Source organism: Campylobacter peloridis LMG 23910, assembly GCF_000816785.1.
Lineage (GTDB): Bacteria > Campylobacterota > Campylobacteria > Campylobacterales > Campylobacteraceae > Campylobacter_D > Campylobacter_D peloridis.
In genome coordinates, this window is the sequence record NZ_CP007766.1 from 1388752 (window position 1) to 1414538 (window position 25787).

Consider the following 25787-nt stretch of genomic DNA (forward strand, 5'->3'; position numbering starts at 1 on the left):
CTTTTTAGGAATATATATGCAAACACAACAAAACAATTCTTTAATTTATAATACTTTAACAAAAAAATTAAGCTCATTTATACCCATAAAATCAACAAGAAGAAAATTAAGAAATCATATCCAGTATAAGTTAGAACACCCTAAAGTAGCTAGTTATCTTTTAATTAATTATATTAATCCTTTTTTAGAAGAAAAAATTTCTCATTTTGATTTTGAAAAAAAACATTACTTTGAAAATGATAAAATCATTTGGCAATTTTGGTACCAAGGTAAAGATCAAGCTTCGCCTATGATACAACAATGCTTTAACTCGATACAAAGTCAAATGAAAGATGACTACACAATCATCATTTTAGATAAAGATAATATAAAAGATTACCTTGATTTTCCACCATTTGTTATAGAAAAATTAGAAAATAATTTTTTTGGAGAAAAAACTATAACTTTTTTTTCAGATCTTTTAAGAGTATGTTTGCTTGCAACTTATGGTGGTATATGGTGTGATGCAAGTATATTTTTAAGCTCTAAAATTCCTAGTGAGCTTTGCAATAAAGATTTTTTTACCTTTGAAAGATCAAAAACAAAACCTTGCAAAGAAAAATTAGAAGAATTTATTAAAAGTGGATATTTTTCTTATGGGTATTTTAACTGGAATGATGATTTTAAAGTTAAAATGCTAAGTAGTTTTATGATAGCAAAAGCAAGCAATACTTTTATTCAAGCTTTAAAAGATATTTTAATAAATTATTGGAAAAATGAGCAATCAAATGAAAATCACTATTATTTTGCACTGCATATCACCTTTGAACTTTTAAAAGAACATGGCTTTACAAATGATGTTTATAAAAATATGAGCGATATAGAATGCCATTTATTACAATTTAACGCCAAAGAAAAATTTAATCCAGCTCTTTGGGAAGAAATTCAAAAACAAAGTTTTTTACACAAACTCACGCATTTTAAATCCATAAAAAAAGATTCAATGATAGATAAAATCATCTTACAAAGTTGATTTTATCTAAAAATACCTTTTATTTTTTGCCAAAACTTCCAAAGATCATAAGGAATTCTTGTTTTAATATATGGTATGATAATAGGTAATTTTTCCTTTAAATTTAAAGGATCTTTTTTAAATTTTTTAATCATCAAAGCCTTTTTTACATAAAAAGGCAAAAAAGTCTCTTTTATAGCTAATGCATTTTCGCTTTTTTGATCTTTAAAAAATTCTATCAACTCTAAAGCTGTTGTCATCCTACTTGCTGCTTTTAAATAGTTTTTTGCCTCTTTAGCATTTTCTCCAAAAAATTCATATAAATCTTTAAAATACTCTGATACATTTGCCTTTGTAACTTTTTTATCATGATTTGATATACTATTTGCTCTCAAACGACATAAATACAATCTTTTAGGAAAAATATAAATACTATTAGCACAGCTAAATAAAACCATACCAAAATGTATATCTTCATTAATGATTTTATTGATGAATTTAAGTTTTAATTGTTTTAAAAATGAAAATTCTATCATACCACCCCAACTAAATGAAATATCTCTAGAACCTACTTTTATAGCCTGCTTGGCATAGTCTTTTGGAGTGATAATGCATTCTTGAGTAAAATTAAAAATATTCATCCTTGTCTTTTGACCCTTATCTTCTATACCATCATCATAAATACATGCATGATCAAACCACAATACATCTACATTTTGCATTCTTACAACGCATTCTTCTATGCAGCTTAATTCCCAATAATTATCAGAATCTAAAAAGATAATATAATCAATCTTTGGAATTTCTAGTTTATCATTCACTAAAGCATTTTTATGCTTATAAATTTTATAAATATTTTGTGGATTATTACCAACAATCTTAAAAATATTTAATTCATTTTCTTTTTCGGTATATTGTATTTCATATTCGCCATAAAAAAATTCTATACCTACATTTCTAGCACTGCTTAAACCACCATTTTTTTTATCAAAAAGAGTTATTCTTTTATCTTTTAAAGTGTATTCTTTTGCTATGTTAAATGAGTTTTCATCAGTGCTGCCATCATTTACTAATATGATTTCTAAGTTAGTATAGCTTTGATTAATTACACTATCTAAACATTCTTTTAAATATTTTTCTACATTGTATATGGGGATTACTACGCCTACTTTTTTCATACTTTATCTCCAAGTCACTTTTTCATTTTTTATAGTTTCAAGATAAATTTGATGATTAATCTCAAGCATATTTTTGCTATTTTCTTCATGGTAAATATGATAAGCTAAGGCATTAAATTTAAGCCTTTTAAACACTCCATCATTAAATAAAAATCTAGCCACAAACTCGCTATCTTCTCTGCCCCAGCCTATAAATTTTTCATTAAATCCTTTAATAGCTTCAAAATCACTTTTATAAAAACTCATATTGCAAGTTTTACTACCTTTAACAAGTTGTGATTTTTTAAAAAACTTCTTAGTTAGCTTTGAAAATTTATATACACATTTAGCTAAAAAAACGCTTCTTTGATTTTTAAAACCCTTTTTATTAAAAGCCAAGCTAAAATCATTTTTGCTTAAAAGTTCTTTGCTTTCTTTTTCGTTTAAAATAGTTCTTGAGCCTTGCAAGATGGTTTTTAAACTAGCAAATTTTAAATGATCTTTGATAAAGTTTTTTTCTAAAATCATATCCCCATCGATTAAAACAATATATTCACTATTTGAAGCTCTGATTGCTTTATTGCGACTTGCTGCGGCACGAAACCCCTCATCTTCTTGCCAAATATGCTCTAACTTACAAGGAAAATCTTTTTGATAAGCTTGTATAAGCTTAGCTGTATCTTCTTTGCTTCCATCATCTGCTATCAAAACCTCATCTGGCAAAGGCTCTAAGTTTTTAACGCTATCAAGCACCAAAGCAAGTCTTTCTTTTTGATTATAAGTTGTAATGATTAAAGCACAAGTTTTTGGCTTTTGCCTTTTTAGCTCATATAATTTCATATATTTAAAAAAAGCTCCCAAAGCATTGCAAGTACTTATGATAAAGCCTTTATAGCCATAAAAAATTCCCTTTTTTAAAATGTAATTTCTAAAAAAAGTCCAAATTCCTCTTAACAAAGCCTTACAAACACTACTTTCTTTATGTAAATTTTGCAAAGCCCAAAGCTTAGAATATTTTTGAAGCTTATCTAGCAAACCATCGATATCATCAAATGCAAAATGCCTCAAACCATTTTGCAACTTAATCTTTTTGCTATCTTCATGTAAAATCAAACTCTCATGCACCAAATTTTCATTAAAACTAGTATGGGTTTTATTAAACACTCGCATTATATAATCAGGCCACCACCCACAAGCTTTAATCCACTCTCCATCATATAAATTTTCTCTTGGTAAAGCTATGATATTTTCTTTACTAACTTCAATCTGCTCTAATTCTTGCAAAAATTCTTTCTTAGCAAGCTCATCTGCATCAATATTAAAAATCCAATCATTACTAGCATAGCTTATGGCTAAATTTTTCAAAGGCCCAAAGCCTATAAATTTATGCTGATAAATCTTGATATTTTTATAACTTTTACTAAATTCATAAGCGATTTTCAAAGTATCATCATTGCTATCATTTTCTATTAAAACTATCTCGCCAAATTCTTTCAAAGACTCCAAACAAGCCCTTAAAGTCTTTTGTGCGTTTTTAACTATCATTATCACGCTAATTTGTTTTAAATCCATTTTATATCCTACAAATACAACTCATGATTGTATCTTTTAAATCTCTTATGAAAGAAAAAATACTCATCAGGTTTAAATTTAATCATCTCTTCACAACATTTTGCTTGGTATTTTGTAAGCTCTTCTACACTTGCCTTACTTGCATCTAAAGCCTTAAAAGTTTTTACAAAAAATTTCTCATCTTTTTGATACACAAAACAAGGTAAAATCATAGCTTGTGTTTTTTTAGCAAGCACACTTGCACCTGCTATGAAATTCACATCTTGATTAAAATACTTTATTTTTATGCTTTCATTATCTACTGCATCTTGATCGGTTAAAATTCCAAGCGATCTACCTTCTTTTAAGGCTTTTAGCATTTTTTTAAGCCCGCCTTTTTTTTCTATAAGCTCTATGTTAAATTGCGTGCGATTTTTGCTTAAAATTTTATCCATTATCATACTATCAAGCGCTCTTCCAACTATAGAAATTCCTTGAAATTTAGCCCCAAAAGACAAAGCCAAAAGCTCCCAGTTACCATAATGAGCCGTAGTTACGATCAAAGGCTTTTTACTTTGCATTATATTTAAAATTTGCTCCTCATCATCAAAGCAAATTTTATTGATAATTTCTTCTTTGCTTGCATTTTGATTTTTGATAAAATCAATCCCAAATTTAGCAAAATTTTTATAGATATTAAGGCTAGTTTCATCACGCCATTTTTGATCTTTTTCAGGAAAACAAATTTTTAAGTTTATATCAATGATTTTGCGGTGTCTATAGTTTAATTTATAAGTAATTAAAGCAACCAAATTTGCAAAAGAGTTTAAAAGCTTTGAGGGTAAAATCTTCACAAGCACTTTTAAAATATAAAAAAGGCTTAAATACACATAATTTATCATTTTTCTAAAAGCTCACAAGCAAGTTTAAAAATATCTTTTTCATCAATATTTTGTATGCAAAAATCACTCTTATCTATATGTTTTGAATGCAGTATTTTTTTACCTGCATTGATTGTTTTATTAATATTTGTTTCATAAGCATTTCTTTGACTAGGAGTAGCACCAAAAATCGTTATAGAAGGTTTATTTAGTGCAAAAGCTAAATGAGTTGGTCCGCTATCATTCCCGATAATCAAATCACTTGCCTTAGTTAAAGCACAAAGCTCACTTAGGCTTAATTTTGGCGCAAGTTCTATTTTTAAATGTTTTAAATTTAAAATTATATCTTTAGCAAAATTAAATTCCTTCACATTACCCCAGCCAAGTATGATTTTTGCACTAGTAAAATGCTCTAAAAGCATTCTACAAAGTAGTATCAAACGCTCTTTTGGATAAATTTTATTAAGCATAGACGATCCTACATGTATAAGTATATTAGGTGTGCTTTCATTTAAAGAAAGCCTTTGCTCTAACTCTTCTTTTAGCTCATCATCTATACTAAAACAACTTTGTTTTAACTCTATATCACTATGGTCAAAATGCTCATTTAATACATAAGCTACCAAAGAAAGATTACGCACGATAATATTTTCTTCATAATTACACGCAAATTTATGCGTATAAAAATTACTTGCAAAACTTTCTTTTATACTTTCTTGATCAAAACCAAAAGTATTTGCACATAAAAATCTACTTACTAATGCTGATTTAATCAAGCCTTGCAAATCAATCACAACATCATATTTATTTTGTCTTGCCTCAAAAAGCATAGCAAAAACTTCTTTGAATTTTCTATCTTTTAAAGGCAGGGCATATACTTCATTAATCATTGGATGATCTTGTAATAATCCTGCAAATTTTGCATCCACAAACCAATCAATACTTGCCTTAGGACAATGTTTTTTTATAAATTGCAAAACAATTACAGCATGGATGATATCTCCAAGTGCGGATAATTTAACCAAACCTATTTTCATATGCTACTTTATTTTTGAATTTTCTGTTATGATTTTAACAAAGATTTTTTTAAAAAAAGGTTTATCATGCAAGAATATATTTGTGTTTTTGATTGCGAGAGTATTGTTGATGTTGAGCTTGCTAAGCATGTTTATGGTTTTAGTGGTGATGATTTAAGCATTAGTAAGCAAGCTTTAGAAAGACAAAAAGAAGAAAGCGGAAGCGAGTTTTTACCTTTGTCTTTTCATAAAGTTGTAAGCATTTGTGCAGTAATTGCAGATAAATTTGGAAATTTCATCAAAGTCAATAAAATCAAAGGTGAAAATGAAAAACAAATGCTAGAAGAATTTTTTACCTTCATCGAAAAACACCAACCCCGTTTAGTGAGCTTTAATGGCAAAAGCTATGATATGCCCTTACTTGTTTTAAGAGCGCTAAAATACAATATAAACGCAAGTGCTTATTTGGACGCAAGCGATAAATGGAACAATTACAAAAGCAAATTTATGGAAAATAAACATTGTGATTTATTAGAATCTTTAGGAAGTTTTGGGCAAAAAGGCTTTAAACTCGACATACTTTGTGCTATGGCAGGACTTCCTGGAAAATACGATGTACATGGAAATGAAGTATTAGAGCTTTTTTATGAAAATAAACTAGAAAAAATTCATGAATATTGTGAGAGTGATGTATTAAACACCTATATGTTATTTTTAAAATACGAACTTATTAAAGGCAATTTAACCCATGAAGATTATCTTAATATTTTAGAACATTTTAAAGATGAGCTTTTGCAAAAACATAGCGAAAAAAGCTATCAAAAACCATTTTTAGAGGCTATAGAAAAAGAAAAGAGCAAGTTTTAAATTAATTAAGAAAAGTATATTAAAATAACTATTATTAAATATCACAAAAAGGATAAAAATGAAAATTTTAATCACTGGCGGTGCAGGTTATATAGGCTCTCATACTTTAAAACAATTTTTAGAAACAAATCATGAAATTTGTGTTTTAGATAATCTTTCAAAAGGTAGCAAAAAAAGTTTAGATGAACTTTCTAAAATCAGATCTTTTAAATTTTTTGAGCAAGATTTAAGCGATTATGCAGGGGTTAAAAAGCTTTTTGAGCAAGAAAAATTTGATGCAATCGTGCATTTTGCAGCTAGTATTGAAGTGCCTGAGAGTATGGAAAATCCTTTAAAATACTATATGAATAATACTGCAAATACCAGTAATTTAATCCAAACATGTTTAGAAACAGGGGTTAAAAAATTCATTTTTTCATCAACTGCAGCTACTTATGGTGAGCCAGATACTCCCGTTGTTAGTGAAGAAAGTCCTCTAGCACCTATTAATCCTTATGGACAAAGTAAATTAATGAGTGAAAAAGTCTTACAAGATGCAAACATGGCAAATCCTGAATTTAAATACTGCATTTTAAGGTATTTTAATGTAGCGGGTGCTTGTATGAGTTATCCTATAGGACAACGCTATCCAAAGGCTACTTTACTTATAAAAGTTGCTGCTGAAGTAGCCACAGGAAAAAGAGAAAAACTTTATATTTTTGGAGATGATTATAATACTAAAGATGGAACTTGCATTAGAGATTTTATCCATGTTGATGATATTTCAAGTGCACATTTAGCTGCTTTAGAATATTTAGAAAACAATGAAAGCAATATTTTTAATGTTGGCTATGGGCATGGCTTTAGCGTAAAAGAAGTTATTACTGCTATGAAAAAGGTTAGTGGGGTTGATTTTAAAGTTGAAATTGCACCAAAAAGAGCAGGCGATCCTTCTGTGCTTATTTCAAATGCTAATAAAATTAGAAGCTTAACTTCATGGAAGCCAAAATACGATGATTTAGAGTTAATCTGCAAAAGTGCTTATGAGTGGGAAAAGCAGTGTTAAAAAAACTTTTTTTCATACTCAATGCTCATGATAAAAGATTTTTATTTGCTTTACTAATTTTTTCTATTTTTATAGGATTTATAGAAAGCTTTGCTATTTCTTTGATCATGCCTTTTGTCTCAGTAGCAAGCAATTTTGAGCTTTTAGAAAAAAGTTCTTATTTTAAGCCTATATATGAGTATTTAAATTTACCAAGTTATAAAATTATTGCTTATTTTGGCTGTATATTAATCGCTTTTTATATTTTTAGAGCTTTTTTAAATGCCTTTTATTTTCATTTGCTTGCACGCTTTTCTAAAGGACGTTATCATAGCATTGCTTGTCGAATTTTCAACAAATATTTACATCTTGAGTATGAAAATTTTACCGATAAAAGCCAATCAGAACTTTTAAAAACTATTACTCAAGAAGTATTTCATTTAAGCACACTAATAAGTGCATTTTTGCTTATGCTAAGTGAAAGTTTTGTTGTATTTTTACTTTATACTTTATTGCTAATTATAAACTATAAAATCACCCTAGCTTTAAGTGCTTTTTTGCTTTTAAATGCTTTTATTTTGATTAAAATTCTCTCACCCCTAGTAAAAAAAGCTTCCATAGCTAGAGAAGAAGCGATGAAAAATTATTTTGAAATTTTAAATGCAAATTTGAATAATTTTAAAATTATTAAACTCAAAACCAAAGAACAAAGCACGCAAAAACTTTATGAAATTCAAAGCGGACTTTTTGCTAAAGCAAATATCAGCAATGAAAGTATGTCAAGCATACCTAGAATTTATCTTGAAGGCATAGCCTTTTGTATGCTTTGTTTTATCGTAGTGTATTTAGTTTTAAAATATGAAAGTGATATTTCATCTATCCTAGCGACTATTACCATTTTCGTAGTGGCACTTTATAGACTTATGCCAAGTGCAAATCGTATCATTACAAGTTATAATGAAATCACTTATTATAAAAATTCTCTTGATATAATCTATAACATTCTCAATGAAAAAGAAGAAAAACTAGGCAATGAAAATATCCACTTTCATCAAAAAATAGAATTAAAAAATTTATTTTTTGCTTACAAAGGCAAGAAAAATTTATTTAAAAATTTAAATTTCATACTTAAAAAAAATGAAAAAATTGCCTTTATAGGAAAAAGCGGGAGTGGCAAAAGCACTTTGGTTGATCTTATTATAGGACTTTTAAAACCAAGTGATGGTGCTATTTATGTCGATGGGATTAAATTAAACGAAAACAATTTAAAAAGTTTTAGAAGCAAAATTGGCTACATACCTCAACAAATTTATCTTTTTAATGATTCTATTGCTAAAAATATTAGTTTTGGCGAAGAAATTGATGAAAAACTTTTACAAAAAGTTATCAAACAAGCTAATCTTGAAAATTTTGTAAATTCACTTGAAAATGGAGTACATACTAAAGTAGGTGATTCAGGTTCGTTTTTAAGCGGAGGTCAAAGACAAAGAATAGCCATAGCAAGAGCACTTTACCAGCAACCTGAAATCTTGGTTTTAGATGAAGCAACTAGTGCACTTGATCAAGAAAGTGAAGCAAAAATCATGGAAGAAATTTATAAAATTTCTAAAAATAAAACTTTAATCATCATTGCTCATAGACTCTCAACCATACAAGGCTGTGATAGAGTCTTTGAGGTAAGCCATGGCAAACTTAGTTTGAAAGAAAAACAATGAAAATTACTTTTATTATTGCCACTTTAAATTCAGGTGGTGCTGAAAGAGTTTTGGCAACATTAGCTAATGAACTTTGTAAAAATCATGAAGTTAGTATTATTAAATTCCATAAAGAAGATTCTTTTTATAAGCTTGATCCTAAAATAAAACTTTTTACTTTAAAGCAGTTTGATTTTTCTACTCTTTATAATAAAATAGCCTCACGCATTAAAAAATTTAAAGCCCTAAAACAAGCGCTTAAAGACCACAAAAGCGATGTTTTCATCTCATTTTTAGATACAACTAATATTGCTTGTATTTGGGCAAATAAGGGTTCAAACACTCCTTTAATCATTAGCGAACATAGTTCTTATACTTATTTAAAATCTAAAATTTGGAAATTTTTGCGTCGCATAAGCTTTTCTCATGCAAACGCTCTAACCGTGCTTAGTAATGATGATAAAAAATACTATGAAAACTTTGTAAAAAAAGTTATTAATATGCCAAATCCTTGCCATTTTAAGCCTATAAAAGAAAATTTAGAAAAAGAAAATAATGTCATCTTTGTAGGCAGACTTGATCAAAATAAAAATGCATCCATGTTTTTAAAAGCCATAGCAAGATTAGATACAAATTTAAAAAACCAATACAATTTTTTTATAGCAGGTGATGGGGAGTTAAGACAAGATTTAGAACAAGAAGCTAAAAATTTAAATATCAAAGTTAATTTTTTAGGTAAAGTTGAAAATATGCAAGAGCTTTATAAAAAAGCAAAAATAATTTGCCTTTGCTCCTTTATAGAAGGCTTGCCAACGATTTTACTCGAAAGTTTATATTTTCAAGTAGCACGCATTAGCACTAAATATATAAGTGCTCATAAAGATTTAATCAATGATGGCGAAGATGGATTTTTAATAGACTTAAATGATGATAAAGCTTTAAGTGAGAAACTCACACTTTTAATGCAAAATGAAAATTTAAGAAAAGAATTAGCACTAAATGCACAAAAAAGATGTAAAGACTATGAAGTAGCTAATGTGGTAAAAAAATGGCTTGACTTAATTAACGAAATAAGGGTTAAATGATGAAGAAATTAGCAATTTTTATATATTCTTTAGGAAGTGGCGGTGCTGAAAGAGTCGTTTCAACTTTACTTCCGATTTTAAATTTAAAATACGAAATACATTTGATTTTAATGAATGATAAAATATCATATGATATTCCCGAAGTAAATATCCACTACCTTGAAAAATCAAACCCAAATGAAAGCAATTTGGCTAAATTCTTAAAGCTACCCTTACTAGCTATAAAATACAAAAAGCTTTGTGAGGATTTAAAAATCAATTTACAATTTGTATTTTTAAATAGGCCTAATTATATCGCTTTAATGGCAAAATCTCTAGGCCTTAACTCAACTCTTATCATCAATGAATGCACTACTCCAAGCGTGATTTATAAGCATAATAATTTAAATTCTTTTATCAATAAATTTCTTATAAAAAAACTTTATAATAAAGCAGATTTAATCTTAGCAAATTCTGTAGGAAATAAAGAAGATTTGATACAAAATTTCAATGTAGAAGCTAAAAAATGTGATATTTTATACAATGCTATAGATTTAGAAAATATCTTAAAAAAATCCAAAGAAGAAATAGATTTTAAAGAACCTTTTATATTAAGCGTTGGTAGGCTTGATCATGGTAAAAATCATGCTATGCTTATAAGAGCTTATACTAAGGTTAAAACTGATTTAAAATTAGTCATTTTAGGCGAAGGTATTTTAAAAGATGAGCTTTTAGCTTTAATAGAAACTTTAAATTTAAAAGATAAAGTCTTTTTACTGGGTTTTGATAAAAATCCTTATAAATACATGAGTAAATGTGAATTTTTTGCCTTTGCTTCGAGTTTTGAAGGATTTTCAAATGTATTGATTGAATGTTTGGCTTGCTCTTGCGCGGTTGTTTGTACTGATCATAAAAGCGGTGCAAGGGAATTATTCTTAGATGATGAATTTGGACTTTTAGTAAAAGTAGATGATGAAAAAGCTATGCAAGAAGGTTTAGAAAAAATGTGCAATGATGAAGAATTAAAAATAAATTATAGACAAAAAGCTTTTTTGCGTGCAAAAGAATTTGATAAAATTAACATTGCAAAACAATTATTTGATTTTTTTTAACAAGGCTTAAAATGCGACTTAGACAAAATTATATTGATAATAATTCTATAAAATATACTTGTATTTTGATTGCAATCGCTTTTGCTTTTAGTATTTTATGTAGATTATATTGGATAGCTTGGGCAAGTGAGTTTTATGAATTTTTCTTTAATGATCAACTCATGATTACAACCAATGATGGCTATGCTTTTGCAGAAGGTGCAAGAGATATGATAGCAGGTTTTCATCAACCTAATGATTTATCTTATTTTGGAAGTTCACTTTCTACTTTGACTTATTGGCTTTATAATATTTTGCCTTTTAGTTTTGAAAGTATTATTTTATATATGAGTACTTTTTTTGCTTCTTTGATTGTTGTGCCTATTATATTAATCGCAAGAGAATATAAACTTACTACTTATGGCTTTGTAGCAGCCTTACTTGCAAGTATAGCAAATAGCTACTATAACCGCACTATGAGTGGGTATTATGATACTGATATGTTAGTTTTGGTTTTACCAATGCTTATTTTGCTTACCTTTATACGCTTAACTATCAATAAAGACATTTTCACCCTACTTTTAGGTCCTGTTTTTATTATGATTTATTTATGGTGGTATCCATCAAGTTATTCTTTAAATTTTGCTATGATAGGACTTTTTGGACTTTATACTTTAATTTTTCATAGAAAAGAAAAAATTTTTTATCTAGCTATTGCTTTGATGATTATAGCTTTAAGTATGCTAGCATGGCAATATAAACTTGCTTTGATTGTTTTATTGTTTGCTATTTTTGCTTTCAAAGAAGAAAAAATTAATTTTTATATGATTTGGGCTTTGATTTTCATTAGTATTTTAATTTTACATTTAAGCGGTGGCTTAGATCCTGTTTTGTATCAACTTCAATTTTATGTATTTAAAGTAGCTGATGTTCAAAATTTAAAAGACGCTGCTTTTGTGTATTTTAATGTAAATGAAACCATTATGGAAGTAAATACCATCGATCCTGAAGTATTTATGCAAAGAATTAGCTCTAGTGTTTTGGTATTTATCCTTTCTTTTATAGGTTTTATTTTGTTTTGTAAAGACCACAAAAGTATGCTTTTAGCTTTACCTATGCTTGCTTTAGGTTTTATGGCTTTAAGGGCTGGACTTAGATTTACCATTTATGCAGTTCCTGTAATGGCTTTAGGTTTTGGGTATTTTTTGTATGTATTTTTTAATTTTTTAGAAAAAAAACAAATTAAATTAAAACAAAAAAATAAAAATCTCTTACTTGTTTTAATCACATTTTTTAGTATAGCCCCTGCTTTAATGCATATTTATTATTATAAATCTTCTACTGTTTTTACTTCTTATGAAGCTAGTATTTTAAATGATTTAAAAAATAAAGCCCAAAGGGAAGATTATGTTGTGGCTTGGTGGGATTATGGTTATCCAATACGCTATTATAGTGATGTAAAAACCTTGATTGATGGAGGAAAACATCTAGGAAAGGATAACTTCTTCTCTTCTTTTGTATTAAGCAAAGATCAAGTAAGTGCGGCTAATATGGCAAGACTTAGCGTAGAATACACTGAAAAATCTTTCAAAGAAAACTATCCTGATATCTTAAAAGCTATGGTTAAAGATTATAATCAAACAAGTGCTAAAGATTTTTTAGAAAGTTTAAATGATAAAGATTTTAAATTTGATACAAATAAAACAAGAGATGTGTATATTTATATGCCTTATAGAATGTTGCGTATCATGCCAGTTGTTGCACAATTTGCTAACACAAACCCTGACAATGGTGAACAAGAAAAAAGTTTATTTTTCTCCCAAGCTAATGCCATAGCTCAAGACAAAACAACAGGATCGGTTATTCTTGATAATGGCATAGAAATTATTAATGATTTTAGAGCCTTAAAATTAGAAGGAACAATTATACCTTTAAAAGCTTTTGTAGATATAGAATCAATCACTAATGGCAAATTTTATTACAATGAAATTGATTCAAAAGCTCAAATTTATTTACTCTTTTTAAGAGAATACAAAAGCTTTGTAATTTTAGATGAAAGTCTTTATAATAGTGCCTATATACAAATGTTTTTATTAAACCAATACGATAAAGATTTATTCGAACAAGTCACTAATGATACAAGAGCAAAAATTTATAGGCTAAAAAAATGAAAATAGGAATTTTAACCCATAGTGCAATGAGTGTATATTATTTTCGTCTTGCACTCATTAGGGCTTTAGAAAAAAATAATCATGAAGTAATTATCATCACTCCTAAAGATGAATTTGCTATAAAATTACAAAATTTAGGTTATAAGGTTTGCTTTTATGATTTAGCTAGATCAAGTGTTAATCCCTTGGTTGTTTTTAAAAATCTCATTAGCTTAAAAAATACACTCAAAAGTTTAAATTTAGATCTTTTGCAAGCTAGCGCACACAAAAGCAACACAACAGGCATTATAGCAGCTAAAATGGCAGGTATTAAATATACTTTTGGTTTAGTTGAGGGCTTAGGAAGTTTTTATATAGATAATGATTTTAAAAGCTCTTTGGTAAGAATGGGGATTAATTTACTTTATAAAATTTCATTTAAACTTGCTAATGGTTTTATTTTTGTCAATGAAAGTAATGCATTATTTATGAAAAATTTAGGTTTAAAAGAAGAAAAAATAAAAATTATAAAATCAGTAGGGCTAAATTTAAAACAATTTTTACCCTTAAAAATTAGCACAGAAGAAAAACAAGCTTTCTTAAAAGAACATAATATGCCTAATAAACCTATAGTCTTAATGGTTTCAAGAGCACTTTGGCACAAAGGTATTAAAGAATTTTATGAAGCAAGCGAAATTTTAAAAGATAAGGCAAATTTTGTTTTGGTGGGTGGAAGAGATGACAATAAATCTTGTGCACCTTTGGATTTTTTAAATTCATCTAATGTATTTTATTTGGGTGCAAAAGATGATATTGCTTACTTATTAAATCTTTGTGATATTTTTGTTTTACCAAGCTATAAAGAAGGTTATCCAAGAACTATTTTAGAAGCTAAGGCTTGTAAAAAAGCTTGTGTTACAAGTGATGCTGAAGGTTGCATTGAAGCAATTGATAATGCTATAGATGGTTTAATTTGCAAAAGCAAAGATAGCAAAGATTTAGCCGAAAAAATCGCGGTGTTATTAGAAGATGAAAAACTCAAAAACACTTTAGCACAAAATGCTTTTCTTAGTGCGCAAAATTATGATGAAAATATTATAGCTTTGAAATATCTTGACTTTTATAGGGGTTTTACAAATGTATAAAAATGGCTTAAAGCGTGTTTTTGATTTTTTTATGGCTTTGATTTTATTGATTATTTTTTTACCCTTTATAGTGCTTATTGGCATTGTTTTAAAAATCATTCAAGGAAGTGTGCTTTTTAAACAAGCAAGACCAGGTTTAAATGAAAAAATTTTTTATATATATAAATTTAAAACTATGAGTGATGAAAAAGATGAAAATGGAGAATTACTTCCTGATGAATTACGCTTAAAGCCTTTTGGAAAGTTAGTTAGAAGTTTAAGTTTAGATGAGTTACCTCAGCTTTTTAATGTTTTAAAAGGCGATATGAGTTTTATAGGCCCAAGACCTTTGCTTGTAGAGTACTTACCCCTATACAATCAAGAACAAAAAAAACGCCACGATGTAAGACCGGGTATTACAGGTTGGGCGCAAATTAATGGACGCAATGCTATTTCTTGGGAGCAAAAATTTAAATATGATGTAGAATATGTGCAAAATTGCTCTTTTTTATTTGATCTTAAAATCTTTTTTATGACTATTGTTAAAGTTTTAAAAAGAAGCGGGGTTAATAAAGAAGGAGTAGCTACAACGGATAAATTCAATGGACACAACTAAAAGCATTTATATATATGGTTCTAGCGGGCATGGTTTAGTTTGTGCTGATATTGCTAAGAGCATAGGTTATACAAATATAATTTTTTTAGATGATCACAAAGGCTTAAAATATCACTCCAATTTAGAAAAGCATGATATGTTCATTGCTATTGGTGCAAACTCTATTAGAGAAAAACTTTTTAAAAAAACAAAAGAAGATGGATTTAGATTAGTAAATTTGATACACAAAAGTGCTATCATTAGCCCAAGTGCTTTTTTAGATAATGAGGGTATATTAATCATGCCAAATGTAGTGATTAATGCTAAAGCTAGCATTGCAAAAGGCGTGATTTTAAATACTGCTTGTGTGATTGAGCATGAGTGTTTTGTAGATGCATTTAGCCATATTAGTGTTGGAGCTAAATTAACAGGAAATGTAAAAATAGGAAAGCGTTGTTTTTTAGGGGTAAATTCAAGCGTTATTCCTTGTATGAGTTTGAGTGATGATATAACTTTAGGCGCAGGATCAGTTGTGGTTAAAAACTTAACTTCTAAAGGCATTTATGCTGGAGTTCCTGCTAAAAAAATAAAGGAGGTAAAATGAGATTTTTTCTATCAGCACCGCATATGAGCGGAAAAGAATTAGAATACATACACAAAGCTTTTGAAAGCAATTATATAGCACCTTTGGGCGAGTTTGTTAATGCCTTAGAACAAAGCATTAAAGATTATACAAAAAGCTCTAACGCTCTTGCTTTAAATGCTGCTACTGCAGCCATTCACCTGGCTTTAAGGGTTTTAGGTATTAAAGAAAATGATGTGGTATTAGCTTCAAGTTTTACCTTCATAGCTTCAGTAGCGCCTATTTCTTATATGAATGCTAAGCCTGTTTTTATTGATTGTGATGAAACTTATAATTTAGATGTAAATTTATTAAAAAAAGCTATCAAAGAAAGTCCTAAAAAGCCAAAAGCTCTCATTTTAACCCATCTTTATGGCAATGCTTCTAAAATGGATGAGATTGTTCAAATTTGTAAAGAAAATGAGATTTTTTTAATCGAAGATGCTGCTGAGGCTTTGGGAAGTTTTTATAAAGGTAAAGCTTTAGGAACTTTTGGGGATTTTGGAGTATATTCTTTTAATGGCAATAAAATCATCACCACAGGTGGTGGAGGTATGCTTGTAAGTGAAAATCATGCTAATCTTGAAAAAGCAAGATTTTATAGCACTCAAGCTAGAGAAAATTATCTTCATTATGAGCATAAAGAATATGGTTATAATTATAGAATGAGCAATATCTTAGGTGCAATTGGCACTGCACAAATGGAAGTTTTAGATGAAAGAGTAAGTAAAAAGCGTGAAATTTATGGCTGGTATAAAGAATTTTTAAGCGGAACTTTTACTTTCTTAGATGAGCTTGAAAATACCAAGTCAAATCGTTGGTTAAGCACTGCTTTGCTTGATTTTGATAAAAGCAAACTCAATACTTATGAAAAACACTGCATTTGTGAAAATAAAAATGTTCAAATTCAAGATAAAATTTTAAAAATCATTCAAGTTTTAAAAGATAACAAAATCGAAAGCCGCCCACTTTGGAAACCTATGCATTTACAAGAGCTTTATAAAGGCTATGATGCTTATTTAAATGGCAATAGTGAGTTTTTCTTTAGCAATGGAATTTGCCTTCCAAGTGCAACTACTATGAGTAAAGCTGACGTAGAGGAAGTTTCTACTTTAATCTTAAACACCTTAAAGGACTAAGATGGATTATAAAAGCAAACGCTTAGGATTTTTTCTAGGTGCTGATATTTTACTTTTTGTTATAAGTATTTATTTGTCTTTTTCTTTACGCTTTAGCGCAGACATCCCAAGTGAATTTTATGAAGGTATGTTTAAAAGTGCTGTGATTTTGATTTTGCTTAAAATCATTTTTCTAGCTTTTTTTAGAATTTATCAAGTTGCTTGGAGATTTTTCTCACTTAATGAAGCGCGTAAATTAGTTATCGCTTTAGCTTTGGCTGAGCTTGTATTTTTGCTAATTTATTATTTTTATGATGATTTTTTTAATCCTTTTCCAAGAAGCGTTATAGGAATAGACTTTGTTTTATCTTGTATGCTAATTGGAAGTTTGCGTATAAGCAAAAGGATGATAGTTGATTTTAGAAAGCCAAAATACAATGAAGAGCACCCTTGCATAGTAGTTGGTGCCACTTCAAAGGCTTTGCATTTATTAAAAGGAGCTAAAGAAGGAAGCTTAGGACTTTTTCCTGTAGCTGTGGTAGATGAGCGTAAAAATTTAATAGGTACTTATTGTGATAAATTTATAGTAGAAGAAAAAGAAGCTATTAGAAAATACACCGCTGAAGGAATTCATACTGCTATCATTGCTTTAAAACTTGAGCAAGAAGAACTTAAAAAGCTTTTTGATGAACTCATTGCTTATGGAATTAATGATATAAAACTTTTTTCTTTTACACAAAATGAAGCAAGAGATATAAGCATTGAAGATTTATTAGCACGCAAACCAAAAGATTTAGATAATGCTTGTGTGATTGATTTTATCAAAGATAAGGTGGTTTTAGTAAGTGGAGCAGGTGGAACCATAGGAAGCGAACTTTGCAAGCAATGCGTTAAATTTGGTGCAAAACATTTAATCATGCTTGATCATAGCGAATATAATTTATATAAAATTAATGATGAATTAAGTTTATATAAAGATAGAATCGAGCCTATTATGATGAGTATATTAGATAAAGAGGCTTTAGAAAAATTATTAGCAAATAAAAAAATAGACTTAATTTTACATGCAGCAGCTTATAAACATGTGCCTTTATGTGAGCAAAATCCGCATTCAGCTATTTTAAATAACATCATAGGCACTAAAAATTTGATTGATCTTGCAAAAATTTACAATGTTGCTAAATTTGTTATGATAAGCACTGATAAAGCTGTAAGACCAACTAATATCATGGGTTGTACTAAAAGAATTTGTGAGCTTTACACCTTAAGTTCAAGTTGTGAAAATTTTGAAGTAGCTTGTGTGCGTTTTGGTAATGTTTTAGGATCAAGCGGGAGTGTTATACCTAAATTTAAAGCTCAAATCGCGGCTAATGAACCACTTACTCTTACCCATCCTGATATTGTACGTTATTTTATGCTAGTGGATGAGGCTGTGCAACTTGTTTTACAAGCTGCGGCTATTGCAAAAGGTGGAGAGCTTTTTGTGCTTGATATGGGTGAGCCTGTAAAAATAATGGATTTAGCTAAAAAAATGCTTTTACTTTCTAATAAAAAGTTAGAAATCAAAGTTACAGGACTTAGAAAAGGTGAAAAACTTTATGAGGAACTTTTAATCCATAAAGATGATTTAAAAACTCAATATGAAAGTATTTTTGTAACCACAAGTGAAATTAAAGATTTAAAAATTTTAAATCAAGAAATACAAAAATTACTTCAAAGTGAAGATCCAACTAAGGTTTTAAAAGAAATTGTGCCTGAATTTAATCATAATAAAAACGGAGAATGATTAAATTCTAATTTTATTTTAAAATGATATAATATGCACTTTTACTTGATAATTAAAAATAAAAACGATAAAATTACAAAAATGTAATTATTTGTCTAATATATTGAAAGGAAGCAAAGTGAAATTATTAGTCGTTGATGATAGTTCTACTATGAGAAGAATAATCAAAAACACCCTTGTAAGATTAGGTCATAAAGATGTTTTAGAAGCTGAACATGGAGTTGAAGCTTGGGATTTACTTTCGCAAAATGAAGATATTAAAGTTTTGATCACTGATTGGAATATGCCTGAAATGAATGGGCTTGAATTAGTTAAAAAAGTAAGAGCAGAAGAAAAATACACTGATATGCCAATTATCATGGTAACAACAGAAGGTGGAAAAGCAGAAGTTATCACAGCATTAAAAGCTGGAGTAAATAACTATATAGTTAAGCCTTTTACCCCTCAAGTATTAAAAGAAAAACTTGAAGATGTTTTAGGAACTAATGAAGGCTGATTACAAGTTTTTTTATGCAAAAATACTATTATGAACTTTTTTTTCAAACAGACGAGGAATATATAGAATTATTCCTTGATCTTGTTTTTTCTTTTGGCATTGAAGCTATTGAAGAAAAAAATAATGGAATTTATATAAGATCTGAAGAAAATTTAGAACTTATAGAATTAGCTTTAAAAGATTTTCATCGCAAACTTTGTGATAATCTAAAAATTCAAATTTATTTTAATTCCAACTTAGAGCAAAAAGAAAATAAAAATTGGATAGAAGAATACAAAAAAGGCATTCAAGCTTTAACTATTGACAATGTTCATATCCACACTACTTGGCAAAAAGCTAAGCAAGATAAAATTAATATTATTATAGATCCAGCTTTAGCTTTTGGCTCAGGTCATCATGAAAGCACTCATGCTTGTATAGAATTTATACAAAAATACACAGATAATTCTAAATTTTGTTTAGATGTAGGTTGCGGAAGTGGGATTTTAAGCATTATCATGGCAAAACTTGGAGCTAAAGTGCAAGCCTGTGATACTGATGAATTAGCCATTATAGCAAGCAAGGAAAATGCGAAATTAAATCAAGTTACATTTGATGATATTTGGGTAGGGTCTATTAACAAAAGCTTACACAAATATGATATAGTTGTTGCAAATATCATTGCTGATGTTTTAACAATACTAAAAAAAGATTTAAAAGATAAAACTAAAGAAGGTGGAATTTTAATTTTATCTGGAATTTTAAATAAATATGAAGATAAAATAAAAGATGCCTTTAAAGATCTTACCTTGTTAGAATGCAAACAAAAAGGTGAGTGGATTAGTTTAGCTTATAAAAAGGATAAAAAATAATGAATAAAAAACAAAACGATCAAAAAGATAATCAAAATAATAGCTTTTTCAATAAAAATCCAATTTTTATTTTTGCTATTTTTGCCATTGTTATGATTATTTTATTTAAAGGATTTTCTGATGATGGTAGTATGGGAATTATGGGTGGTGAAAACACAAAAAAAGTTAGCTATTCTGAATTAAAAACTTTAATTGAAAATAATCAAATAGCCCAAGTTAATATAGGACAAACTACAATTAAAGCCATATCAAAAGCAGGAAATATGGTTTACATAACCAAAAAAGTTCCAAATGATGCTACATTTGTTCCTTTACTTGATTCTAAAGGTGTTTCTTATGGTGCATTTAATGAAAGCAATTGGTTTATAGATATCTTACTTTCTTGGGTTTTACCAGTATTTATTTTCTTTGGTATATGGATGTTTTTGGCTTCGCGTATGCAAAAAAATATGGGTGGATCTATACTTGGCATAGGAAGTTCTAAAAAACTTGTTAATTCAGAAAAACCAAAAGTAAAATTTAATGATGTAGCTGGTGTGGAAGAAGCTAAAGAAGAAGTTAAAGAAATAGTTGATTTTTTAAAATATCCTGAAAGATATATCAATCTTGGGGCTAAAATTCCAAAAGGACTTTTACTCGTAGGACCTCCAGGAACAGGTAAAACTTTACTTGCAAAAGCAGTTGCGGGTGAAGCAGATGTGCCATTTTTTAGTGTTTCAGGTTCTTCGTTTATAGAAATGTTTGTAGGTGTTGGAGCTAGTAGGGTTAGGGATTTGTTTGAAAATGCTAAAAAAGAAGCTCCTGCTATTGTTTTTATTGATGAAATAGATGCTATAGGTAAATCGCGTGCAGCAAGTGGTATGATGGGTGGTAATGATGAGAGAGAACAAACCTTAAATCAACTTCTAGCTGAAATGGATGGTTTTGGCACTGAAAGTTCGCCTGTAATTGTTCTAGCAGCTACCAATCGTCCTGAGGTTTTAGATGCAGCATTATTAAGACCTGGGCGTTTTGATAGACAAGTTTTAGTGGATAAGCCTGATTTTAAAGGCAGATGTGATATATTAAAAGTTCATATGAAAGATGTTAAAATTTCTCCTGAAGTAAAAGTAGAAGATATAGCAAGGCTTACAGCTGGACTTGCAGGAGCTGATTTAGCAAATATTATCAACGAAGCAGCTTTATTAGCTGGTAGGGATTCTAAAAAACATGTAGAGCAAAAAGATTTAGTAGAAGCAGTTGAAAGGGCTATTGCAGGGCTTGAGAAAAAATCGCGTAGGATAAATGATAAAGAGAAAAAAATCGTAACCTATCATGAGTGCGGCCATGCTTTAATCGCTGAAACCACAAAAGGTGCTAAAAAAGTTAGCAAAGTTTCTGTTATACCAAGAGGACTTGCGGCTTTAGGTTATACTTTAAACACTCCTGAAGAAAACAAATTCTTAATGCAAAAACATGAACTTTTAGCTGAAGTTGATGTTCTTTTAGGAGGGCGTGCTGCTGAAGAAGTTTTTATCAAAGAAATTTCAACTGGTGCAAGTAATGATTTAGAGCGTGCAACTGATATTATAAAAGCTATGATTTCAATGTATGGTATGAGTGAAATAGCTGGACTTATGGTGCTTGAAAAGCAAAGAAATACTTTTTTAAGTGGTGGGCAAACTATAAAAGATTATTCTGATAAAATGGCTCAAGATTTAGATGAGTATGTAAAGAAAACTTTAGATGAACGCTATGTGGGTGTAAAAGAAACCTTAAAAACATATAGTGGAGCTATAGAAATAATGGTGCAAGCGTTGTATGAAGAAGAAACTATAGATGGTTCTAAGGTTAGAGAAATCATTAAAAATTATGAAGAAGAAAATAATCTTCCAACGCGTTTAGAAGAAAAAGAACAAGAAAATATCAAGGAAAAATAATGAAAATAGATTTTATTGCAAAAGCTGGCTGGAATTTTTTAATACTTCTTGCTATAGTTTTTGCAATAAGTCAAATCATATGGGGATTTTCTTGGATTTTATGTGCTATTTTTGTTTTTTTTATCTATTTATTTAGAGCAAGTAAAATTCAAACTATAGCAGATTCTAATACCATTATATCCCCTATTGAAGGTAAAATTAAAAGCATTAGAAATACTTTTTATAAAGAATTAGGCAATTGTGTAGAAATTCAAATCACAAATAATATTTTTTCTCAAGGAAATATCATAGCTCCTTTAAATATGGATATAAAAGAAACTAGAATTAAACATGGTTTGTTTTTGTGTCCTTTTATGAAAAATACTAATTTAATGGGTGAGAGAATTTTATTTTTAGCAAAGTCTAAAAATGAACATTGGGCTATGCGTATTATCTTTGGTGCTTTAAACAAAAAAGCAAAAATTTATAATTTTGGTCAGCATTTAGATTATGGACATAATATAGGTTTTATGCATGATGGGAGTGTAAGTTTATTTTTACCAAAAAATACTAAAATTTGTGTCAATGAAAATGATAAAATTCGCATTGGTGCGCTAATAGGGTATTTAAATTCATGAATTTTAAATTAATTTATATTTTACCAAATCTTTTCACAGCAGCTTCAATATTTTTAGGAATCATATCAGTCATTGCTTCTATTAATCAAAGCTTTGATAAAGCATTAATTTACATCATTTTATCATTAATTTGCGATGGTTTAGATGGCCGTGTAGCAAGAGCTACTAATTCTACTTCTAAATTTGGTGTTGAATTTGATTCTTTGGCTGATTTAATAGCTTTTGGCGTTGCACCTGCTATGCTTTTTTATATGAGTATAGGTTATGAATATGGTCGTTTTGGCTCACTAATAGCTGGTTTATTTGTGGTTTTTGGAGCAATACGCCTTGCAAGATTTAATGTTACCACAGGCACTTATGAACCATCTGTTTTTATAGGACTACCTATACCAACAGCAGCGGTGGTAAGTGCTTTATGGGTAAGCGCTTATTTGTATTATGATTTTTTACATGATTATTCTTTTTTTATATTATGTATACAAATTCTATTAGCTTTTTTAATGGTAAGTAATATTAGATACCCAAGTTTTAAAAAAATTGATCTAAAAAGAGCAAATGTTTTAAAAGTTTTAATTATCTTAGTTATTTTATTTTCCATGCTTTACTTATATTTTTTAGAAAGTGCTTTAATAGTTGCTAGTTTATATGTGCTTTATGGAATTATCCGTAGTATTTTTACCCTTATGCGTAAAATTAAAAAAGACTAATTTATTTTCACTTCATTTTTAATTAATATACTTTTTATTATTTCAAAAGCGAGGTTTGCAAATGAATAAAAATAAATTTTTTAGACAAATTCACATTTACATTAGTTTGTTTTTTCTACCATTAGCATTTTTATACGCGATAACTGGTTTTGCTTATATAGCTGGTTTTGATGGAGAAAGTGGAGCTAAAATTCAAAAGCAAAAAGTTCAAGCTATTATACAAAATGGTGCTGAAGCTGAATTTTTGATTGATTATTTAAAGCAAAATAAGCTTAAACTTCCTTCATCATTAGAACCAAAACTTAACAAAAAAGGTAATGGCATAGAACTTGGTGGCATTAATTACACTGCAAGCATAGTTAAACTTGATGAAAATAATTATGAAATTATTACTAAAACTAGGAGTTTGCTTGGAAATATGATTTTATTGCATAAAGATAAAGGTATGTGGTATTTTTCTGTGCTTGGTTTGGCCTTTGCTCTTGCTATGATAGTGCTTTATATTTCAGGACTTTTAATTACTCTTATAGCTATACGCAAAGATAGAGGTAAACAAATAGCTGTTTTAGGCATTGGTTTTATTATAACCTTTGCAATTGCCTATCTTAGCGTATGAATTTAAGGTATATCTTATAAAAAATAAGATATACTTCTAACTTTTAAGGACAGATGGGTGAGTGGCTGAAACCACACCCCTGCTAAGGGTGCAGATCTTAACGGGTCTCGAGGGTTCAAATCCCTCTCTGTCCGCCACCTCTTTTATAAATATATCACTAAAAGTTAGTTTATATTCCATGCAAATTTATGCTTCTATAGATTTAAAATCTTTTTATGCTTCAGCTGAATGTGTTTTAAGAAATTTAGATCCCTTAACAACAAATCTTATCGTAGCAGATCAAGAAAGAACAGATAAAACCATCATCCTAGCAGTTTCGCCTGCACTAAAAAATTATAATATACCTGGTAGATTAAGGCTTTTTGAGTTTAAACAAAAAATTCACTCTTTAAATCAAGAAAGATTAAAATTAAACCAAAAGCATAGTTTTCAAGCTAAAAGCTTCAATGCAAAAAACCTTAACAATAATTTAAATTTAGAAATAGACTACATTGTAGCCAAACCCAGAATGGCTACTTATATAGAATTTAGTGCAAAAATATATAGTATTTATTTGAAATATTTTGATGCTAAAGATATACATATATATTCCATAGATGAAGTATTTATAGATCTTAGTCCTTATCTTGAAAAATATAAACTTTCAGCTTATGAGCTACTTACCAAGGTTTTATTAGATATACTCCACACAAGCAAAATCATCGCAACAGCAGGTATAGGAACAAATTTATATCTAGCAAAAATCGCCATGGATATACTAGCAAAAAGACAAAAAGTAGATGAAAATGGCTTGCTTATAGCCTTTTTGGATGAAAAATTATATAGATATAAAATGTGGCAACATAAACCTTTAAAGGATTTTTGGCGTATAGGTAAAGGCATTGCCTTAAAACTTGCAAATTTAAACATTCATACTATGGGAGATCTTGCAAGATTTTCTTTAAAACATGAAGACTTGCTTTATAAACACTTTGGTGTTAATGCTGAACTTTTGATCGATCATGCATGGGGTATTGAAACTTGCACAATGAAAGATATCAAAAACTACAAATCACAAAATCACTCTAAGATTATGGCTAAAGTTTTACCTTTTGCGTATGATAATAATCAAGCAATAAAAGTTTTAAAAGAACTTGTTGATCATTTAGTGCTTGAGTTAATCCAGCATAATCTTAAAACAAATCATCTCACACTAGATATACAATATGATAAAAGCAATTTAGAAAATTCAAGTTTTTTGGGTTCTTACAAAGGAGTTATCACTAAAGATAATTACGGAAGAGCTATACCCAAAAACGCACATGGTAGTATAAATTTAGAAAATTTCACTCATTCTTTAAAAATCATCAACAAAAAAGCCTTAGAACTTTTTTATAAAATCAGTGATAAAAACTTAAGCATTAGAAAAATCAGCCTAAGTTTAAACAACATTACAAATAAACCGCAAGAAAATTACCAAGAACTAAATTTATTTAGTGATTTTAATGCAATTTTGCAAGAGCAAAATCAACTTGCAAAAGAAGAAAAACTTCAAAAAGCAAGACTTCAAATCATGCAAAAATTTGGTAAAAAGGCCATTGTAAAAGCTTCAAGTTTAGATAAAGAGACTAAAGAAATTTCTTCTTTAATAGGAGGCCATAATGCATGATGATTATAAAGATATAATAGATATAAAATACCAAAAATCAAAACAATTCCCACCAATGCCAAGAGAAAAAAGAGCAGCACAATTTGCTCCATTTTCAGTGCTAAATGGTTTTAGCAAGGCTATTTCAAAAACTCAAGAAAATATGGAGAAAAAATTAGAAAAAAGCAAATATCAAGAAGAAAATTAATTTCTTCTTGAATAA

At 28.8% G+C, this 25787-nt stretch carries 23 protein-coding genes, 1 tRNA gene and 1 pseudogene; 21 read left to right on the top strand and 4 right to left on the bottom strand.

The annotated features are described in order from the left end of the window. Positions 1–16: 16 nt before the first annotated feature. Complete coding sequence (locus tag CPEL_RS06795; protein ID WP_044599176.1) at positions 17–1012, top strand: capsular polysaccharide synthesis protein; 996 nt, start codon at positions 17–19, stop codon at positions 1010–1012. Here CPEL_RS06795 and CPEL_RS06800 read toward each other — a convergent pair. The 4 genes and pseudogenes from CPEL_RS06800 to waaC form a co-directional block, all read right to left on the bottom strand. Beyond that, positions 996–2169 (bottom strand): annotated as a pseudogene (locus CPEL_RS06800) (glycosyltransferase family 2 protein). The gene CPEL_RS06795 and the pseudogene CPEL_RS06800 sit on opposite strands and share 17 nt — an antisense overlap. A gap of 3 nt (positions 2170–2172) precedes the next feature. Next, complete coding sequence (locus tag CPEL_RS06805; protein ID WP_044599178.1) at positions 2173–3720, bottom strand: glycosyltransferase family 2 protein; 1548 nt, start codon at positions 3718–3720, stop codon at positions 2173–2175. Positions 3721–3728: 8 nt separating this feature from the next. Beyond that, a complete protein-coding gene (locus tag CPEL_RS06810; protein WP_044599179.1) occupies positions 3729–4601 on the bottom strand; it encodes a lipid A biosynthesis lauroyl acyltransferase in 873 nt (290 codons plus the stop codon). Then, on the bottom strand, positions 4598–5617 hold the full coding sequence (waaC, locus tag CPEL_RS06815) for a lipopolysaccharide heptosyltransferase I (RefSeq protein WP_044599180.1): 1020 nt from the start codon (positions 5615–5617) through the stop codon (positions 4598–4600). Before waaC ends, CPEL_RS06810 begins: the two co-directional genes overlap by 4 nt. A gap of 66 nt (positions 5618–5683) precedes the next feature. Between waaC and CPEL_RS06820 the strand changes: the two genes are divergently transcribed. The 20 genes from CPEL_RS06820 (at position 5684) to CPEL_RS06915 (ending at position 25772) form a co-directional block, all read left to right on the top strand. Then, positions 5684–6463 carry a 3'-5' exonuclease gene (locus CPEL_RS06820; RefSeq protein ID WP_044599181.1) on the top strand — a complete coding sequence of 260 codons (780 nt, stop codon included), beginning with the start codon at positions 5684–5686 and terminating at the stop codon, positions 6461–6463. A 58-nt stretch (positions 6464–6521) separates the two neighbouring features. Further along, complete coding sequence (galE, locus tag CPEL_RS06825; RefSeq protein ID WP_044599182.1) at positions 6522–7508, top strand: UDP-glucose 4-epimerase GalE; 987 nt, start codon at positions 6522–6524, stop codon at positions 7506–7508. Beyond that, complete coding sequence (pglK, locus tag CPEL_RS06830) at positions 7502–9202, top strand: BC-type lipopolysaccharide transporter PglK (protein ID WP_044599583.1); 1701 nt, start codon at positions 7502–7504, stop codon at positions 9200–9202. The genes galE and pglK overlap by 7 nt, the downstream gene beginning before the upstream one ends. Beyond that, positions 9199–10266, top strand: a complete 1068-nt coding sequence (gene pglH, locus CPEL_RS06835; protein ID WP_044599183.1) for a GalNAc-alpha-(1->4)-GalNAc-alpha-(1->3)-diNAcBac-PP-undecaprenol alpha-1,4-N-acetyl-D-galactosaminyltransferase — start codon at positions 9199–9201, stop codon at positions 10264–10266. Before pglK ends, pglH begins: the two co-directional genes overlap by 4 nt. Then, complete coding sequence (gene pglJ, locus CPEL_RS06840) at positions 10266–11357, top strand: N-acetylgalactosamine-N,N'-diacetylbacillosaminyl-diphospho-undecaprenol 4-alpha-N-acetylgalactosaminyltransferase (protein WP_044599184.1); 1092 nt, start codon at positions 10266–10268, stop codon at positions 11355–11357. The genes pglH and pglJ overlap by 1 nt, the downstream gene beginning before the upstream one ends. Positions 11358–11368: 11 nt before the next feature. Continuing rightward, on the top strand, positions 11369–13507 hold the full coding sequence (pglB, locus tag CPEL_RS06845) for an undecaprenyl-diphosphooligosaccharide--protein glycotransferase (RefSeq protein WP_044599185.1): 2139 nt from the start codon (positions 11369–11371) through the stop codon (positions 13505–13507). After that, complete coding sequence (gene pglA / locus CPEL_RS06850; RefSeq protein WP_044599186.1) at positions 13504–14631, top strand: N,N'-diacetylbacillosaminyl-diphospho-undecaprenol alpha-1,3-N-acetylgalactosaminyltransferase; 1128 nt, start codon at positions 13504–13506, stop codon at positions 14629–14631. The genes pglB and pglA overlap by 4 nt, the downstream gene beginning before the upstream one ends. Beyond that, positions 14624–15226, top strand: a complete 603-nt coding sequence (pglC, locus tag CPEL_RS06855; protein WP_044599187.1) for an undecaprenyl phosphate N,N'-diacetylbacillosamine 1-phosphate transferase — start codon at positions 14624–14626, stop codon at positions 15224–15226. The genes pglA and pglC overlap by 8 nt, the downstream gene beginning before the upstream one ends. Continuing rightward, complete coding sequence (pglD, locus tag CPEL_RS06860) at positions 15213–15809, top strand: UDP-N-acetylbacillosamine N-acetyltransferase (protein WP_044599188.1); 597 nt, start codon at positions 15213–15215, stop codon at positions 15807–15809. Before pglC ends, pglD begins: the two co-directional genes overlap by 14 nt. Further along, a complete protein-coding gene (pglE, locus tag CPEL_RS06865; RefSeq protein ID WP_044599189.1) occupies positions 15806–16966 on the top strand; it encodes a UDP-N-acetylbacillosamine transaminase in 1161 nt (386 codons plus the stop codon). Before pglD ends, pglE begins: the two co-directional genes overlap by 4 nt. Before the next feature lies 1 nt (position 16967). Continuing rightward, entirely contained in the window at positions 16968–18731 is a 1764-nt protein-coding gene (gene pglF, locus CPEL_RS06870; protein ID WP_044599190.1) for a UDP-N-acetylglucosamine 4,6-dehydratase (configuration-retaining), read from the top strand. Between the two features lie 118 nt (positions 18732–18849). Then, entirely contained in the window at positions 18850–19227 is a 378-nt protein-coding gene (locus CPEL_RS06875; protein ID WP_044599191.1) for a chemotaxis response regulator CheY, read from the top strand. A gap of 14 nt (positions 19228–19241) precedes the next feature. Then, positions 19242–20078, top strand: coding sequence for a 50S ribosomal protein L11 methyltransferase (locus tag CPEL_RS06880; RefSeq protein WP_044599192.1), 837 nt, complete (start codon positions 19242–19244; stop codon positions 20076–20078). After that, positions 20078–21997 carry an ATP-dependent zinc metalloprotease FtsH gene (gene ftsH / locus CPEL_RS06885; RefSeq protein WP_044599193.1) on the top strand — a complete coding sequence of 640 codons (1920 nt, stop codon included), beginning with the start codon at positions 20078–20080 and terminating at the stop codon, positions 21995–21997. Before CPEL_RS06880 ends, ftsH begins: the two co-directional genes overlap by 1 nt. After that, complete coding sequence (locus tag CPEL_RS06890; protein WP_044599194.1) at positions 21997–22614, top strand: phosphatidylserine decarboxylase-related protein; 618 nt, start codon at positions 21997–21999, stop codon at positions 22612–22614. Before ftsH ends, CPEL_RS06890 begins: the two co-directional genes overlap by 1 nt. Beyond that, positions 22611–23321: a CDP-diacylglycerol--serine O-phosphatidyltransferase gene (gene pssA / locus CPEL_RS06895; protein WP_044599195.1), complete on the top strand. Its 711-nt coding sequence runs from the start codon at positions 22611–22613 to the stop codon at positions 23319–23321. Before CPEL_RS06890 ends, pssA begins: the two co-directional genes overlap by 4 nt. 61 nt (positions 23322–23382) lie before the next feature. Beyond that, positions 23383–23937, top strand: coding sequence for a membrane protein (locus CPEL_RS06900; protein ID WP_044599196.1), 555 nt, complete (start codon positions 23383–23385; stop codon positions 23935–23937). Positions 23938–23984: 47 nt separating this feature from the next. Continuing rightward, positions 23985–24074 (top strand) — tRNA-Ser (locus tag CPEL_RS06905). 41 nt (positions 24075–24115) lie between these two features. Continuing rightward, positions 24116–25585: a Y-family DNA polymerase gene (locus CPEL_RS06910; RefSeq protein WP_044599197.1), complete on the top strand. Its 1470-nt coding sequence runs from the start codon at positions 24116–24118 to the stop codon at positions 25583–25585. Further along, positions 25578–25772, top strand: a complete 195-nt coding sequence (locus tag CPEL_RS06915) for a hypothetical protein (RefSeq protein ID WP_044599198.1) — start codon at positions 25578–25580, stop codon at positions 25770–25772. The genes CPEL_RS06910 and CPEL_RS06915 overlap by 8 nt, the downstream gene beginning before the upstream one ends. Positions 25773–25787 lie beyond the last annotated feature (15 nt).

Coding starts and splice junctions, on each gene's coding strand:
- pglD (WP_044599188.1), top strand. CDS start 15,213: ATGGACACAACTAAAAGCATTTATATATATGGTTCTAGCGGGCATGGT.
- galE (WP_044599182.1), top strand. CDS start 6,522: ATGAAAATTTTAATCACTGGCGGTGCAGGTTATATAGGCTCTCATACT.
- CPEL_RS06810 (WP_044599179.1), bottom strand. CDS start 4,601: ATGATAAATTATGTGTATTTAAGCCTTTTTTATATTTTAAAAGTGCTT.
- CPEL_RS06795 (WP_044599176.1), top strand. CDS start 17: ATGCAAACACAACAAAACAATTCTTTAATTTATAATACTTTAACAAAA.
- pssA (WP_044599195.1), top strand. CDS start 22,611: ATGAATTTTAAATTAATTTATATTTTACCAAATCTTTTCACAGCAGCT.
- CPEL_RS06820 (WP_044599181.1), top strand. CDS start 5,684: ATGCAAGAATATATTTGTGTTTTTGATTGCGAGAGTATTGTTGATGTT.
- waaC (WP_044599180.1), bottom strand. CDS start 5,617: ATGAAAATAGGTTTGGTTAAATTATCCGCACTTGGAGATATCATCCAT.
- CPEL_RS06880 (WP_044599192.1), top strand. CDS start 19,242: ATGCAAAAATACTATTATGAACTTTTTTTTCAAACAGACGAGGAATAT.
- pglC (WP_044599187.1), top strand. CDS start 14,624: ATGTATAAAAATGGCTTAAAGCGTGTTTTTGATTTTTTTATGGCTTTG.
- CPEL_RS06900 (WP_044599196.1), top strand. CDS start 23,383: ATGAATAAAAATAAATTTTTTAGACAAATTCACATTTACATTAGTTTG.
- pglB (WP_044599185.1), top strand. CDS start 11,369: ATGCGACTTAGACAAAATTATATTGATAATAATTCTATAAAATATACT.
- pglJ (WP_044599184.1), top strand. CDS start 10,266: ATGAAGAAATTAGCAATTTTTATATATTCTTTAGGAAGTGGCGGTGCT.
- pglE (WP_044599189.1), top strand. CDS start 15,806: ATGAGATTTTTTCTATCAGCACCGCATATGAGCGGAAAAGAATTAGAA.
- CPEL_RS06915 (WP_044599198.1), top strand. CDS start 25,578: ATGCATGATGATTATAAAGATATAATAGATATAAAATACCAAAAATCA.
- ftsH (WP_044599193.1), top strand. CDS start 20,078: ATGAATAAAAAACAAAACGATCAAAAAGATAATCAAAATAATAGCTTT.
- CPEL_RS06890 (WP_044599194.1), top strand. CDS start 21,997: ATGAAAATAGATTTTATTGCAAAAGCTGGCTGGAATTTTTTAATACTT.
- CPEL_RS06805 (WP_044599178.1), bottom strand. CDS start 3,720: ATGGATTTAAAACAAATTAGCGTGATAATGATAGTTAAAAACGCACAA.
- pglH (WP_044599183.1), top strand. CDS start 9,199: ATGAAAATTACTTTTATTATTGCCACTTTAAATTCAGGTGGTGCTGAA.
- pglA (WP_044599186.1), top strand. CDS start 13,504: ATGAAAATAGGAATTTTAACCCATAGTGCAATGAGTGTATATTATTTT.
- CPEL_RS06910 (WP_044599197.1), top strand. CDS start 24,116: ATGCAAATTTATGCTTCTATAGATTTAAAATCTTTTTATGCTTCAGCT.
- pglF (WP_044599190.1), top strand. CDS start 16,968: ATGGATTATAAAAGCAAACGCTTAGGATTTTTTCTAGGTGCTGATATT.